Source organism: Hydrogenophaga sp., assembly GCF_041913525.1.
In the GTDB taxonomy this organism is placed as follows: domain Bacteria; phylum Pseudomonadota; class Gammaproteobacteria; order Burkholderiales; family Burkholderiaceae_C; genus Hydrogenophaga.
On record NZ_JAYSFD010000001.1, the window covers coordinates 583874 to 597869 of the forward strand.

Annotated in this window: 13 protein-coding genes; 9 read left to right on the forward strand and 4 right to left on the reverse strand. The window is 71.8% G+C overall.

The window, feature by feature from the left end:
* Window positions 1-18: 18 nt before the first annotated feature.
* Genes cobO through ACE3RQ_RS02675 form a run of 8 tightly spaced genes read left to right on the forward strand, consistent with a single transcriptional unit; the run spans window position 19 to window position 7208 of the window.
* Window positions 19-600: a cob(I)yrinic acid a,c-diamide adenosyltransferase gene (gene cobO, locus ACE3RQ_RS02640; RefSeq protein ID WP_374519612.1), complete on the forward strand. Its 582-nt coding sequence runs from the start codon at window positions 19-21 to the stop codon at window positions 598-600.
* Window positions 601-612: 12 nt separating this feature from the next.
* On the forward strand, window positions 613-1323 hold the full coding sequence (bluB, locus tag ACE3RQ_RS02645) for a 5,6-dimethylbenzimidazole synthase (protein WP_374519614.1): 711 nt from the start codon (window positions 613-615) through the stop codon (window positions 1321-1323).
* Window positions 1295-2272, forward strand: coding sequence for an adenosylcobinamide-phosphate synthase CbiB (gene cbiB, locus ACE3RQ_RS02650; protein WP_374519616.1), 978 nt, complete (start codon window positions 1295-1297; stop codon window positions 2270-2272). Before bluB ends, cbiB begins: the two co-directional genes overlap by 29 nt.
* Entirely contained in the window at window positions 2269-3255 is a 987-nt protein-coding gene (locus tag ACE3RQ_RS02655; RefSeq protein WP_374519618.1) for an aminotransferase class I/II-fold pyridoxal phosphate-dependent enzyme, read from the forward strand. Before cbiB ends, ACE3RQ_RS02655 begins: the two co-directional genes overlap by 4 nt.
* Window positions 3252-4784: a cobyric acid synthase gene (locus ACE3RQ_RS02660; RefSeq protein WP_374519620.1), complete on the forward strand. Its 1533-nt coding sequence runs from the start codon at window positions 3252-3254 to the stop codon at window positions 4782-4784. Before ACE3RQ_RS02655 ends, ACE3RQ_RS02660 begins: the two co-directional genes overlap by 4 nt.
* A 17-nt stretch (window positions 4785-4801) precedes the next feature.
* The gene (gene cobT, locus ACE3RQ_RS02665; protein WP_374519622.1) at window positions 4802-5857 is read left to right on the forward strand and encodes a nicotinate-nucleotide--dimethylbenzimidazole phosphoribosyltransferase; all 1056 of its coding nucleotides are present in this window, start codon (window positions 4802-4804) and stop codon (window positions 5855-5857) included.
* Entirely contained in the window at window positions 5854-6657 is an 804-nt protein-coding gene (locus ACE3RQ_RS02670) for an adenosylcobinamide-GDP ribazoletransferase (RefSeq protein WP_374519624.1), read from the forward strand. Before cobT ends, ACE3RQ_RS02670 begins: the two co-directional genes overlap by 4 nt.
* Window positions 6654-7208 (forward strand): histidine phosphatase family protein, encoded by a 555-nt coding sequence (locus tag ACE3RQ_RS02675; RefSeq protein WP_374519626.1) that lies wholly within the window; start codon window positions 6654-6656, stop codon window positions 7206-7208. The genes ACE3RQ_RS02670 and ACE3RQ_RS02675 overlap by 4 nt, the downstream gene beginning before the upstream one ends.
* Window positions 7209-7217: 9 nt before the next feature.
* On the opposite strand, the gene nth is transcribed toward ACE3RQ_RS02675, so the two are convergent.
* The gene (gene nth, locus ACE3RQ_RS02680) at window positions 7218-7853 is read right to left on the reverse strand and encodes an endonuclease III (protein WP_374519627.1); all 636 of its coding nucleotides are present in this window, start codon (window positions 7851-7853) and stop codon (window positions 7218-7220) included.
* A 103-nt stretch (window positions 7854-7956) separates the two neighbouring features.
* Between nth and ACE3RQ_RS02685 the strand changes: the two genes are divergently transcribed.
* A complete protein-coding gene (locus tag ACE3RQ_RS02685) occupies window positions 7957-9153 on the forward strand; it encodes a PLP-dependent aminotransferase family protein (protein ID WP_374519696.1) in 1197 nt (398 codons plus the stop codon).
* Here the strand turns inward: ACE3RQ_RS02685 and ACE3RQ_RS02690 are convergent, their stop codons facing one another.
* From ACE3RQ_RS02690 to ACE3RQ_RS02700, 3 genes are read right to left on the reverse strand one after another with little or no spacing between them, the layout of a single operon-like run.
* Window positions 9154-10470 (reverse strand): TolC family protein, encoded by a 1317-nt coding sequence (locus tag ACE3RQ_RS02690; RefSeq protein ID WP_374519629.1) that lies wholly within the window; start codon window positions 10468-10470, stop codon window positions 9154-9156. It abuts the gene before it with no gap.
* 11 nt (window positions 10471-10481) lie between these two features.
* Window positions 10482-11813 carry an HlyD family type I secretion periplasmic adaptor subunit gene (locus ACE3RQ_RS02695; RefSeq protein WP_374519631.1) on the reverse strand — a complete coding sequence of 444 codons (1332 nt, stop codon included), beginning with the start codon at window positions 11811-11813 and terminating at the stop codon, window positions 10482-10484.
* Window positions 11810-13993, reverse strand: coding sequence for a type I secretion system permease/ATPase (locus ACE3RQ_RS02700; RefSeq protein ID WP_374519632.1), 2184 nt, complete (start codon window positions 13991-13993; stop codon window positions 11810-11812). Before ACE3RQ_RS02700 ends, ACE3RQ_RS02695 begins: the two co-directional genes overlap by 4 nt.
* Window positions 13994-13996 lie beyond the last annotated feature (3 nt).

Here is a 13996-nt window from a genome sequence, read left to right on the forward strand (position 1 = left end):
TTTTCAGAGAACCGAACCATGCAAATCGAATCGCCCCCCACCGAACGCAACGTCGAGAAGCCCAGCGGTGACCGGCGCGGCCTGCTCATCGTGAACACCGGCGACGGCAAGGGCAAAAGCACGGCCGCCTTCGGCCTGGCCCTGCGCGCCCACGGCCGCCAGCACGTGCACGGCAAGCCGGTGAAGATTTACCAGTTCATGAAGGTGCCCAGCGCGCGTTTTGGCGAGCACCGCATGTTTGAGCAACTGGGCCTGCCCATCGAAGGCCTGGGCGACGGCTTCAGCTGGAAAAGCCAAGACCTGGAGCATTCCGCCCAGCTCGCGCGCGACGGCTGGGCGCGCGCCAAGGCCACCATCCTGGCCGGCACGCACTTCCTGGTGGTGCTGGACGAAATCACCTACCCGCTGATCTACGGCTGGCTGCCGCTGGACGACGTGCTGCAGACGCTGCGCGAGCGCCCGCGCGACGTGCACGTGTGCCTGACTGGCCGGCGCTGCCCGCCCGAGATCATCGAACTGGCCGACACCGTCACCGAGATGCGCCTGGTCAAGCATGCCTACCAGGCCGGCATTCCGGCGCAGCGCGGCATCGAAGACTGACCGCCCATTGCCATGCAGCCCCAGCCCGCACCAGACCAGGCCTTCTCGCCCGCCGAGCGCGAGGCGGTGTACCGCGCCATCTTCGAGCGGCGGGACATGCGCCACTTCGCGGGCGGCCGCGTGGCGCCCGAGGTGATGCGCCGCCTGCTCACGGCCGCGCACCACGGGCCCAGCGTGGGCTTCATGCAGCCCTGGCGCTTTGTGCGCGTGGCCTCGCGCGCCTTGCGCGCCGAGCTGCAGGCCCTGGTGGAACAAGAGCGGGTGCTGACCGCGCGCGCCCTGGGCGAGCGCGAAGACGAGTTCATGCGCCTGAAGGTGGAAGGCCTGATGGACGCCGCCGAGGTGTGGGCCGTGGCGCTGGCCGATGGCCGCGAGCGCCACGTGTTCGGCCGGCGCACGATGCCGCAGATGGACTTGGCCTCCACCGCCTGCGCCATCCAGAACCTGTGGCTGGCCGCGCGCGCCGAAGGGCTGGGCATGGGCTGGGTGTCGATCTTCGACCCCGCCGCCGTGGCCCGCCTGCTGGGCATGCCCCAGGGGGCCGAGCCAGTGGCGCTGCTGTGCATCGGGCCGGTGCACGGGTTTTACCCAGAGCCCATGCTGCAGCAGCAGGGCTGGGCGCAGCGTTGCCCGCTGGAGAGCCTGGTGTTTGAAGACGCCTGGGGCCAGCCCGCCCATCTGGGCGCGCCCGCGAGTGACCAAGCAGGAGCCGCCCGTGGCTGAGGGCCTGGCCGTGGTCGCCCCACTGGCCGTGCTGGTGGCCCTGGCCATTGACCGCTGGCTGGGCGAGCCGCCCACGCGCTGGCACCCGGTGGTGTGGATGGGGAATTACCTGGGCTGGCTGGGCCCGCGCATCGCCCCCCAGGCCGGGGCCAGCACCTTGCCCGCGTTTCGCCCCTGGTTGGGTGGCGCGGTGGCCTGGTGCGTGGGCGCTGCCGCCGTGTGCGGGGTGGCCCTGGCCTTGCAATCGGCGATGTCTGAATGGGCGTGGTGGGCGCAAGCCCTGGCCCTGGGCGCGCTGCTCAAGCCCCTGCTGGCCTGGCGCATGTTGCGCGACGAGGTGCAGGCCGTGGACACCGCCCTGGGCCAAGGCTTGGCCGCCGGCCGTGCGCGCCTGGCCTGGCTGGTCAGCCGCGACGTGGCCTCGCTGGACGACTCGCAGGTGCGCGAAAGCGCCATCGAAACCCTGGCCGAAAACCTCAACGATTCCGTGGTGGCGCCGCTGTTCTGGTTCGCCGTGGCTGGCTTGCCGGGTGCGGCGCTGTACCGCTTCGCCAACACCGCCGACGCCATGTGGGGCTACCCCGGTGAGCGCGGCGGGCGGGTGTGGACCTGGGCCGGCCAGTGGGCCGCCCGCGCCGACGACGTGCTCTCTTGGCTGCCCGCGCGCCTGACCGCCTTGCTGCTGGCCTTGCGGCGCCCCACGGCGCGGCTGCGCGCCTTGCCGGCGCAGGCCCGCCTCACGCCATCGCCCAACAGCGGCTGGCCCATGGCCTGCATGGCCCTGGCGCTGGACGTGCGCCTGCGCAAGCCCGGTGGCTACTCGCTCAATGCCCAGGCCCGCGCGCCGATCGCCACCGACGTGGCCCAGGCCCTGCAACTGGCCGGGTTCGCCGTGGGGGCGGTGGGCCTGCTGGCTGGGCTGCTGCTGGTCTGGGGAGCCCTCGCATGAACCACCCTTCGCCGCAGCGCGTGCACGGCGGCCCGGACGGGCAGGGCGCTGTGCGCTGGGATTTTTCGGTCAACAGCCACCCGGCCGGGCCTTGCCCCAGCGCGCTGGCCGCCCTGCAGCAGGCCGACGCCACCCAATACCCCGACCCGGCCTACACCGCCTTGCGCCTGGCCCTGGCCGCCTTTCATGGCGTGGCACCGCAGCGCGTGCTGCTGGCCGCCAGCGGCAGCGAGGCCATCGCCCGCCTGAGCGCCCGGGTGGCCCAGCGCGGCGGCCGCAGCGCCTGGTGGCCCGGCCACGCCTATGGCGACTACGCCCACCACGCCCAGGCCTGGGGCCTGCTGGCGGTGCCCGAGCCGGCCCAGGCCGCGCTGTGCTGGCTGGCCGAGCCCAGCAGCCCGCTGGGGCAGGCCGAGCCCCTGGCCGAGCGCGTGGCCCAGCTTGGCCATACCGTGGTGCTGGACCGCGCCTACGAGCCCCTGCGCCTGAGCGGCGCCCCCAGCCTGCCGCCCGCGCTGCTGGACCGCGTGTGGCAGCTCTGGACGCCCAACAAAGCCCTGGGCCTGGTGGGCGTGCGCGGCGCCTACGCCATCGCCCCGCTGGGCGCCGAGGCCGAGGTGCAGGCCCTGGAGCGGCTGGCGCCCTCGTGGCCCCTGGGGGCGCACGCCGTGGCCATGCTGGCCGCCTGGGTGCGGCCCGATACCCAACAATGGCTGGCCCGCAGCCTGCCCACCCTGCGCGCCTGGAAGGCCGAGCAAATGCACTGGATGACCCAAACCGGCTGGACCTGCCAGCCCAGCGACACCCCTTTCTTCTGCGCCCAGCCGCCGCACCCGCTGGACGCCGCCGCCCTGCGCGCCCGGGGCCTGCGCCTGCGCGATGCCACCTCATTCGGCCTGCCGGGCTGGTGGCGCCTGCGCGTGATGGCGCCCGAGACCCAGGCCGCCTTGCGCCAGGCCATCGGCGTGGAGGTGCCGGCATGAGCGCGCGCTGCGTGATGGTGCTGGGCACCACCAGCGGCGCCGGCAAGAGCTGGCTGGCCACTGCGCTGTGCCGCCACTACGCCCGCCAGGGCCTGAAGGTGGCGCCCTTCAAGGCGCAGAACATGAGCAACAACGCCAGGGTCGTGGCCCCCACGCTCCGCCGCTTGGGCGGGTCGCTGCCCCCCGAGGGGGCTGAGGCGCCTTGGGGCGGCCCGGCGGCGCCTCGGTCGCTGGCCGGTGAAATCGGATCTGCCCAGTACTTCCAGGCCCTGGCCGCCCGCGCCGAGCCCGACGTTCGCATGAACCCGCTGCTGCTCAAGCCCGAGGCCGACACCCACAGCCAGGTGGTGCTGCTGGGGCAGGTGAGCGCCGAGCTGACCGCCACGCCCTGGCGCGGGCGCAGCGAGCGCGTGTGGCCCGCCATTTCGCAGGCGCTGGACGAACTGCGCGCCGAGAACGACGTGGTGGTGATCGAGGGCGCGGGCTCGCCGGCCGAGATCAACCTGATGGACAGCGACATCGTGAACCTGCGCGTGGCCCGCCACGCCCAGGCGCGTTGCCTGCTGGTCACCGACATCGACCGGGGCGGCGCCTTCGCCCACCTGTACGGCACCTGGGCGCTCATGCCCGAGGCCGACCGCGCGCTGCTGCGCGGCTTTGTGCTCAACCGCTTTCGTGGCGACGCCAGCCTGCTCTCGCCCGCGCCCGAGCGCCTGCAGGCCCTCACCGGCGTGCCCACCGTGGCCACGCTGCCCATGTGGTACCGCCACGGCCTGCCCGAAGAAGACGGCGTGTTCGACGACCGTGCCCACGCCAGCGGCGCGGTGCACACCACGGTGGCCGTCATTGCCTACCCGCGCATCAGCAACCTGGACGAGTTTCAGCCGCTGAAGAACGTGCCCGGCGTGCGCCTGGTGTGGGCGCGCAGCCCGGCCGATTGCGCCGGGGCCGACTGGATCGTGCTGCCCGGCAGCAAGGCCACCGCGGCCGACCTGGCCTGGTTGCGCGCGCAGGGGCTTGACCACGAGATCGCCGCCCACGTGCAGCGCGGCGGGCGCGTGCTGGGCGTGTGCGGCGGGCTGCAGATGCTGGGCGAGGCCCTCATTGACACCCACGGCATCGACGGCAACGCCCCCGGCCTGGGCCTGCTGCCCCTGGTCACCGCCTTCTCGCCCGACAAAACCGTGCAGCGCACCCACACCGCGTTTGGCCAAGTGCACGGCCCCTGGGCCGCGCTGTCTGGCGTGGCCGTGAGCGGCTACGAAATCCACCACGGCCAGACCGCGCCGCACCCGGCCATGGTGGCCGCCGGCCACGTCGCCCACGAGGTGCTGCCCGGCCTGGGCTGGCAAGACGCCTCGGGCCAGGTGCTGGGCCTGTACCTGCATGGCCTGTTGGAAGACGAGGCCGCGCTGCGCGCCCTGTTCGGTGCCGCGGCCCCCTCGCTGGACGCCGTGTTCGACGGCCTGGCCGATTTCATTCACACCCATTTCCAAGCCGGGGTGCTGGACGCCCTGATCGCCCCCTGAATTTTCCGGAGCCCTCCATGACCACATTGCCCGCCATCGCGCCCCTGGACGACGCCACCCTGGCCCAGCGCCTGCAGCAGCTCATCGACAACAAGACCAAGCCGGTGGGCTCGCTGGGCCGGCTCGAAGCCCTGGCCCTGCGCCTGGGCACCATCCTGGGCACCGAGCGCCCGGTGCTGCGCGAGCCGCAGATGCTGGTGTGCGCGGGCGACCACGGCCTGGCCGCGCGCGGCACCTCGGCCTACCCCAGCGACGTGACCTGGCAGATGGTGGAGAACTTCCTGGCCGGTGGCGCCGCCGTGAGCGTGCTGGCGCGCCAGAACGGCATTGGCCTCACCGTGGTGGACTGCGGTGTGCGCCACGAATTTGCGCCTCGCCCCGGCCTGGTGCTGGCCAAGGTGGCCCCCGGCACGGCCGACGCGCTGGAAGGCCCGGCCATGACGGACGAGCAGTGCCAGCAGGCCATGGCCAACGGCCAGCGTATCGTGCAGGGCCTGCCGGGCAACGCGCTGCTGCTGGGCGAAATGGGCATTGGCAACACCTCGGCCGCCTCGCTGCTGCTGGCCCGCCTGGGCGGGCTGGACGTGGCCGACGTGACCGGTGCCGGCACCGGCCTGGACGCCGCCGCCGTGCAGCGCAAGATCGGCATCCTGCGCGAGGTGCTGGCCCGCCACCCCGAGGCGCGCACGCCGCTGCAAGCCCTGGCGGCCTTTGGCGGTTTCGAGATCGCCACCCTGGTGGGCGCCGTGCTGCAGGCCGCGGCCGAGCGCCGCGTGATCGTGGTGGACGGCTTCATCGCCACCTCGGCCGTGATGGTGGCCACCCACCTGGCCCCGGCCGTGGCGCAGCGCTGCGTGTACGCCCACCGCTCGGGCGAGCGCGGCCACGCCCTCATGCTGGCCCACCTGCGCGCCGACCCGCTGCTTGACATGGGCCTGCGCCTGGGCGAGGGCTCGGGCGCGGCCCTGGCCTGGCCGCTGCTGGTGAGCGCCTGCGCCATCCTCAACGAGATGGCCAGCTTCGAGGCGGCCGGCGTGTCGCGGCAAGAGGCTGGTGAGGTGGTGCAGCCGTGAAGCAGGCCCTTCGGCACTATTTGTTGGCGCTGCAGTTCTTCACCCGCATCCCGGTCACTGGCCGGCTGGCGGCCTGGGTGGGCTACAGCCCGGCCATGCTGCGCGCCAGCACCGCGCACTTTCCCGGTGTGGGCTGGCTGGTGGGGGGGCTGTGCGCGCTGGTGTTCTGGGGCCTGCTGCTGGGCCTGCCCCCGGTACCGGCCGCGCCCTGGGTGGCGGCGCTGGGCTGCACCGTGGCCAGCGTGATGCTCACCGGCGCCTTCCACGAAGACGGCCTGGCCGACCTGGCCGACGGCCTGGGCGGCAGCCACCAGCGCGAGCGCGCGCTGGAGATCATGAAAGACTCGCGCATCGGCAGCTTCGGCGCCATTGCGCTGGTGCTGGCGCTGTTCACCAAGGTGGCCTTGCTGGCGCTGCTGGCGCAGGCCAACGCCTACCTGGCCGTGCTGGTGCTGTTCGCCGCGCACGTCACCTCGCGCACCGCGCCGCTGTTCGTCATCAAGGGCATGGCGCACGTGGGCGACGTGGCCGGCTCCAAGAGCAAGCCGTTGGCCGACAGCCTGGCCTGGGGCAGCTTCTTCGGTGGCCTGCTGTGGTGGGGCTTGGCCATGGGGCTGGTGATGTGGCGCTGGCCCACCGCGCCCTGGTGGGCCGGTGTGCTGGGGGCGGCCCTGGGCTTGGCGTGGATGGCGCGGCTGCTGCATCGCCGCCTGCAGGGGTTCACCGGCGACGGCCTGGGCGCCACGCAGCAGGTGAGCGAAGTCGGCTTCTATTTGGGCATGGCCCTGGCGCTGTCATGAGGTTGTGGCTGTTGCGGCACGCCAGGGTGATGGCGCCCGAGGGCCTGTGCTACGGCGCCAGCGACCTGCCGGCCCACCCCGAGGCCACCGCGCAGGCGGCCGAGCGCGTGGTGGCTGAGGTGCCGGCGGGCTTGCCGGTGTGGGTGTCGGGCCTGACGCGAACCCAGCAACTGGCCGCTGCCGTGCAGGCGCGCCACCCGCGCTGGCAGGCCGCGCGCATTGACACCCGCCTGAACGAGATGGACTTTGGCCAGTGGGAGATGCGGCCCTGGGCGGCGCTGCCGCGCGAGGCCTTTGACCGCTGGACCGATGACTTCGCCCACCACCGCGTGGGCGGGGCCGAGAGCACCCAGCAGGTGATCGAGCGGGTGGCGCAGGTGGTGCTCGATTTGCACCGCGCCGGCGTGGGCGAGGCGGTGTGGGTGACGCACGCCGGCGTGATCGCGGCGGCGCATTACCTCAAGGCCCACGGCCTCCGGGTGATCGCCAGCGCCCAGGAATGGCCGCGCGGCGGGCCGCAGCCGGGCGAGTGGCGCTGCCTCGATTTCTGAGGCGCGGCCTCAGGCCCGTGTTTTCTCTTTGAAGTCGCAATAGGCCGACACCGCGCACTGCGGGCAGCGCGGCTTGCGCGCCAGGCACACGTAGCGGCCGTGCAGGATGAGCCAGTGGTGCGAGTCCACCGCGTAGGCGGCGGGCACGCGCTTTTCCAGTTGCTGCTCCACCGCCAGCGGCGTTTTGCCGGGGGCCAGGCCGGTGCGGTTGCTCACGCGGAAGATGTGCGTGTCCACCGCCATGGTGGGCTGGCCGAAGGCCACGTTGAGCACCACGTTGGCCGTCTTGCGGCCCACGCCGGGCAAGGCCTCCAGCGCCTCGCGGGTGCTGGGCACCTCGCCACCATGGCGCTCCACCAGAATGCGGCAGGTCTCCATCAGGTGGCGGGCCTTGCTGCGGTACAGGCCGATGGTCTTGATGTAAGACTCCAGGCCCTCAAGCCCCAGGTCCAGAATGGCCTGCGGCGTGCTGGCCACCGGAAAGAGTTTGCGCGTGGCCTTGTTCACGCTCACGTCGGTGGCCTGGGCCGAGAGCAGCACCGCGGCCAGCAGCTCGAACACGGTGGTGTATTCCAGCTCGGTCTGCGGGGTGGGGTTGGCGGCCTTGAGGGTGGCGAAGAACAGTTCGATCTGCTGGCGGTTCATGGCGCCGCAGTCTATCCGCGAGGCCACCCATCGCGGCGGGCATGGGGAATTGGCGAGAATGCACGGTCTTTGTCTTTCCCCTTCGCCCACCATGGAACCCACCCTGCGTTTTGCCGACCGCCTGAACCACGTTGAGACCTCCGCCATCCGCAAGCTGTTTGCGCTGCTGAAAGACCCCAACATCATCAGCTTCGCCGGGGGCTTCCCCGACGCCACCATGTGCGACGCCGAGGGCATCCGCGCCGCCGTGAACACCGCGCTGGACGAAGAGCCCGGCCCGGCCCTGAGCTACGGCGCCACCGAGGGTTACCAGTCGCTGCGCGAGCAACTGTCGATCTTCATGGCGTCCAAGGGTGCGAAGGATGTGGCCCCCACCGACCTGCTGGTGACCACCGGCAGCCAGCAGGCGCTGGACCTGCTGGGCAAGACCCTGCTGGGCCCGGGCGACAAGGTGATCGTGGAAGGCCCCACCTTCCTGGCCACCATCCAGTGCTTCCGCCTGTACGGGGCCGAGGTCATCACCGTGCCGGTGGACGGGCAGGGCACCCGCACCGACGAGCTGGAGCGACTGATCGCCGAGCACCGCCCCAAGTTCGTGTACCTGATTCCCACCTTCGGCAACCCCAGCGGCGCGCTCATGCCGCTGGAGCGCCGCCGCGCGGTGCTGGAGATGGCCGTGCGCCACAACACCCTGATCGTGGAAGACGACCCGTACGGCGACCTGTACTTCGGCGAGGCCCCGCCGCCCAGCCTGCTGGCGCTGTCGGCCCAGGTGCCGGGCTCGCGCGAGCGCCTGGTGCACTGCGGCTCGCTGAGCAAGGTGCTCAGTGCCGGCCTGCGCCTGGGCTGGATGATTGCCCCGGCCGAGCTGCTGGCCAAGGCCGCCATGTGCAAGCAGTTCAGCGACGCCAACAGCAGCACCTTCGCCCAGGCCACGGCCGCGCAGTACCTCAAGGCCGGGCGCATGCCTGCCACGCTGGCCAAGGTGCGCCAGGTGTACGGCGAGCGCGCCCGCGTGATGGGCGATGCCCTGAGGCGCGAAATGGGCGACGCCATCGAGTTCGTGCAACCCCAGGGTGGCCTGTTCATCTGGGCCCGCCTCACGGGGGCGGGCGGCCGCGAGAAAGACGCCAACGTGTTCGCCGAGCGCGCCATCGCCGCGGGTGTGGCCTTTGTGCCGGGCGCGCCGTTCTACGCCAGCCAGCCGGATGTGTCCACGCTGCGCCTGAGCTTCGCCACCGCGCCGCTGGACAAGATCGAAGAAGGCGCCCGCCGCCTGGGCAAGGCCATCAAGGGCTGATCAGGGCTCGCCCGGCACCAGCCCCAGGTGCTGGGCCAGCAGGCCGGCGAGCGCCAGCAGCCGGTCTTGGGCGATGCGCCGCTCGGCGTCGCGGCTGGCGGCTTCGTCGAGCGCACGGGTTTCTTCGTTCACCGTGTCGGCCAGCTCAATGGGGCTGCGCAGGCCGGCGCGCAAGCCCTGTTCGGCCAACTCGCGCGCCTGGCGCGCCACCGTGGCGTTGCGCAGCGCAATGGCGTGCAGCTCGGCGCTGGCTTGCAGCCGCGAGCGGCCCACCGACCAGCGGGTGGACACGGTGCGCCGCATTTCCTCCAGGGTGTTTTCCTGGGCCTGGATGTCGTGCCCCAGGCGCCGGGTTTGGGCCGAGCGCTGGCCCCCGTCGTACAAGGCCCAGTTCAGTTTCACGAAGGCGCTGGCGCTGCGGTAGTGCTCGGCACTGCCCGAGAGGTTGCGCGAGTCACTGCGCGAGAGCTCCAGGCTCAGGCGGGGGTGCCAGGCGGCTTCGGCCGCGCGCAGCTCGGCCTGGGCCCGGTCCACCTGAAGGGCCGCTTCCCTTACCTCGGGACAGGCCTGGGCGCAGGTCAGGCCGAGGGCATCGAGTGCCTCCGGCGGCAGCGCCACAAAGGGATCGCTGTGCAGGGCGTGCGGCGGCACCGGCAGGCCGGTCTCGCCGGCCAGGGTCAGCAGGGCTTCTTGCCAACGCGCGTCGGCTTCGGTGACGCTGCGCTGGGCTTCCAGCAGGCGCGATTCGGCGCGGCGCACATCCACCAAGGCCAGCAGGCCAGCGGCGCGCTTTTGCTGCACCAGGGCGTTCAAGGTCTGAATGTCGCGCAGGGCATCGTGTGCGTGGTGGCGCCGGGCGGCGGCGGCTTCCTGGTTGTGCAGGGCCTCGCGCATGGCCAGCAGGCGTTCGTTGAGGCGGCGGCTCAGCCGCAGTTGCTCTAGCTGCACGCGCGTTTGCGCAGCGCTGACCGTGGCCTCGGTGCGCTGGCCGTCGTACAGCAGTTGCGACAGGGTGAGCGTGTGCCCGGCCGCTGGCAGCGAGTGGGACTCGGGCGCCAAGGGCAGGCGCTCGGGCGCGGTGCGGTGGCTGCGCCCGCGCTGGGCCGACAGGCTCAGCTCGGGGCGAAAGCCGGCCGAGGCGGCGTCTTCGGCGGCGCGGGCGGCGTCAAGTGCGGCGCGCTGGGTGGCCAGGGCGGGGTCGTGGGCGATGGCTTGTTGCAGCCATTCGGTGGTGGTGGGCTGTTGGCCCAGGGCCGGGTGGGGCTGGCACAGCGCCAGCAGCAACCAGGCGAAGAACAGGGGGCGAAGGGCGTTCATGGCGGTGCAACTCAGCGCTCGCGCAGGGCTTGGCTCATGCCCCGCACCAGCGGCTTGAACAGGTAGGTGAGCACGGTGCGCCGCCCGGTGACGATGTCCACCGAGGCGGTCATGCCGGGGGCCAGGGCCAGGGGCTGGCCCGTGCGGTCGAGCAGGGCGTTGGGCGCCGCGATGGTGACCAGGTAGTGCGGTCGCGGATCGCGGCTGTCTTTGTCGATGACGGTGTCGGCACTGATGCGCTGGATCTCGCCGTCCAGTGCGCCATAGACGGCGAAGTCGTAGGCCGACACCTTGATGCGCGCCTTCTGCCCAGGGTGCAGAAACCCCACGTCGCCGGGGGCGACCTGGGCCTCGACGATGAGCCGGTCGCTCTCGGGCACGAGGTCGAGCAAAGGGGCGCCCGGAGACACCACCTGACCGGAGGTGCGGGTGTACACCTGGCGCACGACGCCATCGGCCGGGGCCACCACCGAGGCGCGGGCCAGGCGGTCGGTTTTTTCGGTGGTGCGCGTGCCCAGCACGTCCAGGCGGGCCTGGTGCTCTGAGGCCTCTTTGAGCAGGGTAGCGCGGTAGGTGGCCTGCGCTTTGTCGCGCTCGGCCATGGCCTGGCGCAGGGCGCCGGCGGCCTCCATCACCTGGTGCGTCAAGGCGCTCTGGCTGGTTTCCTTGGCGATGAGCTCGCGCTCGCGGCGCAGCAACTCGGCGGGGGCGATCACGGCAGGGGCCAGGGGCCGCAGCAGGTCCATCTCTTGTTGCAGCAGTTGCAGCTCGCGGGCGCCCAGGGTGAGGTCGGCGCGCAGGCGTTGCCAGGCTTGCTGGCGCTGTTGAATGAGCTGCTCCAGGCTGTTTTGCACGTGCTGCTGCTCGGCCCGGTTGGCGGCCAGTTTGCGCAGGGTTTGCTCACGCAGTTCGGTGTGGCGGTCCAGCGCGGGGGGCAGGCGCAGCGCGCGGCTCTGCAGTTCGGCGTCGATGCGGGCGAGCTCGGCCATGGCTTGCAGCCACGGGCGCTGCACCTCGGCCAGCTCGCTCAGCGAGCCTTTGGTGTCGAGCAGCATCAGCACCTGGCCCTTGCGCACGGTGTCGCCCTCGTTCACCCGCAGCTCGGCCAGGATGCCGCCTTCGAGGTGCTGCACGGTTTGCAGTCGCTGGGGGGGCAGCAGCCGGGCTTCGCCGCGCACCAGTTCGTCCAGCTCAAACCAGGCGGCCCAGGCCAGGAAGCTCAGGAGCAGCGCCAGGATGGTCAGCAGCATGGCGCGCGGCAGGGCCAGGTGCGGGTCGGCCCCGGTGTGGGTGGCACGCAGTTCGGTCCAGCACTGGCGAACACGGGTCAGAAGGGCGGTCATGTCGGGTCTCCTGAGGTGGCGGCGGCTTGCAGCTTTTGCAGCACGGCCTGTCGTGGGCCGTCGAGCTGCACGCGGCCTTCGTGCAGCACGATCACGCGGTCCACCAGTTCCAGCATGGGCAGGCGGTGGGTGATGAGCAGCAGGGTTTCGCCAGGGCGGCGCTGCAGCAGGCGCCGGCGAAGGAATTGCTCGGCCACGTGGTCGAGCGAGCTGCTGGGTTCGTCCATCAACAGCATGGCCCGCTCGCCCACCAGGGCGCGGGCCAGGGCCACGGCCTGGCGCTGGCCGCCCGAGAGCAGGGCGCCGCGCTCGCCCACGGGCAGGTCGTAGCCCTTGGGGTGGGTGCGCACGAACTCGTCCACGCCGGCTTCGGTGGCGGCTTGCACCAGGCGGGCGTCGCCCACGGCGTCGTCGCCGTAGGCGATGTTGTCGCGCACCGAGCCGTTGAAGAGAAAGGGGTCTTGCGGCACGCAGCCCATGGCGCGGCGCAGCTGGTGCGGGTCGAGCTGGCGCGTGTCCACGCCGCCCACCAGCACCGAGCCCTGGCTGGGTTCGTAGAGCCCGCTGATGAGCTTCATGAGGGTGGACTTGCCCGAGCCCGAGCGGCCGATCACGGCCACGCGTTCGCCGGGTTGGATGCGCAGGCTCACGTCCACCAAGGCCGGGCCTGGAGCACCGGGGTATTGAAAGCCCACGCCCTGGAACTCGATGGCGCCGTCCAGCCGCTCGCGCACCAGAAAGGTTTTGTCGGCGGGGCGCTCCACCGGGCGCTCGAAGATGCGGGCCACGGTGTCCATCGATTGCCGCGTCTGTTTCCAGCGCGACAGCAGCGAGGCCAGTTGCCCGATGGGCGCCAGCGCCCGCGAGACCAGCATGGACGCGGCGATGAGCCCGCCCATCGTGAGCTGCCCCGCGCCAATGGCGTACACCCCGGCGATGAGAACGGCCACGCCGGCCATGGACTGCATGAAGTTCACCACCGACAGGCCCGCCGAGGACAGCAGCTTGGAGCGCATGGAGGCCTCGGCGATCTGGCGCACGGCGCGCTCCCACGCACCCTGGAACACGCTCTCGGCCGCCGAGAGCTTGAGCGCCTCGATGCCGGCCAGCACCTCGATCACCATGCCGTGCTTCTGGGCGCTGGCCTGCATGGAGGTGCGCACCGCGCGGTCCACCGGGCCTTGCAGGGCGATGGCGATGCCCAGCATCACCGGCATCAGCAGCAGCGGCACCCACACCAGCGAGCCGGCCATGAAGGCGATGGCGGCGAGGTAGAGCAGCACGAAGGGGAAGTCGATGACGACGGTGAGGGTGAGTGAGGTGAAGAAGTCGCGGATGGACTCGAAGTCGTTGAGGTGGTTGGCGAACACGCCGGCCGAGGCGGGGCGCTGCGCCATCTTCAGGCCCAGCACCTGCTCGAACAGGCGCGAGGAGATGGCGAAGTCCACCCGCTTGCCTGCCACGTCCAGCATGTAGGCGCGCAGGATGCGCATCACCGTGTCGAACACGTAGATCAGCGTCACGCCCACCGACAGTGCCCACAGGGTCTCGTAGGCGTTGTTGGGCACCACGCGGTCGTAGACCTGCATGCTGTAGAAGGACGAGAGGATCACCAGCCCGTTGGCCACCAGGCTGGACAGCGCCACCCAGGCCAGGGTGGGCCACTGCGCCAGCACGGCGCGGCGCAGCCAGCCGTAACGATCGACCACCGGGGGCAGCTCGGTGTCGGCCGCGCGGGCGAGGTGGCGCGGGCGCACGGCCCAGCCACCGGAGGCGAGGGTGGCTCGAAGGGTGTCGTCGTCGAGTGGTTGGGGCATCAGTGTGCCGTGCGCCTGCGTGGGCAGGCGTTGGGCGGCGTCCTGGTGGCGGCGGATGACGGCAAAGCCATCTCCCTCGGGCACGATCAACAGCTCACCGCTCTGGTGGGCTGCGAACAGCGCGTCGGCCGCCAGGGCCCGCAATTCGAGTTGCGCCCTCTCGGCGGCCCGCCCATAGGCATCGGGGCTCAGGTGCGGGCCTTCTCTTGGTAGGCCCGCGCTCAGCGAAACGGGCGAGGTGGGCCGGCCGCACAAGGCCGCGCTGAGGGCCAGCGCGAGTTCAAAGTTCCCTGTTGGCTGGGCACCGGGCGTGATAGGGGCTCCGGCGGTCGGCGCGACCGCCGTGGCGAAGGGCTGGTTCATGGT

Bases quoted from the DNA above. Each gene is read 5' to 3' on its own strand.
- cobO (WP_374519612.1), top strand. From the start codon at position 19: ATGCAAATCGAATCGCCCCCCACCGAACGCAACGTCGAGAAGCCCAGC.
- bluB (WP_374519614.1), top strand. From the start codon at position 613: ATGCAGCCCCAGCCCGCACCAGACCAGGCCTTCTCGCCCGCCGAGCGC.
- ACE3RQ_RS02655 (WP_374519618.1), top strand. From the start codon at position 2,269: ATGAACCACCCTTCGCCGCAGCGCGTGCACGGCGGCCCGGACGGGCAG.
- ACE3RQ_RS02660 (WP_374519620.1), top strand. From the start codon at position 3,252: ATGAGCGCGCGCTGCGTGATGGTGCTGGGCACCACCAGCGGCGCCGGC.
- cobT (WP_374519622.1), top strand. From the start codon at position 4,802: ATGACCACATTGCCCGCCATCGCGCCCCTGGACGACGCCACCCTGGCC.
- ACE3RQ_RS02675 (WP_374519626.1), top strand. From the start codon at position 6,654: ATGAGGTTGTGGCTGTTGCGGCACGCCAGGGTGATGGCGCCCGAGGGC.
- nth (WP_374519627.1), bottom strand. From the start codon at position 7,853: ATGAACCGCCAGCAGATCGAACTGTTCTTCGCCACCCTCAAGGCCGCC.
- ACE3RQ_RS02690 (WP_374519629.1), bottom strand. From the start codon at position 10,470: ATGAACGCCCTTCGCCCCCTGTTCTTCGCCTGGTTGCTGCTGGCGCTG.
- ACE3RQ_RS02695 (WP_374519631.1), bottom strand. From the start codon at position 11,813: ATGACCGCCCTTCTGACCCGTGTTCGCCAGTGCTGGACCGAACTGCGT.
- ACE3RQ_RS02700 (WP_374519632.1), bottom strand. From the start codon at position 13,993: ATGAACCAGCCCTTCGCCACGGCGGTCGCGCCGACCGCCGGAGCCCCT.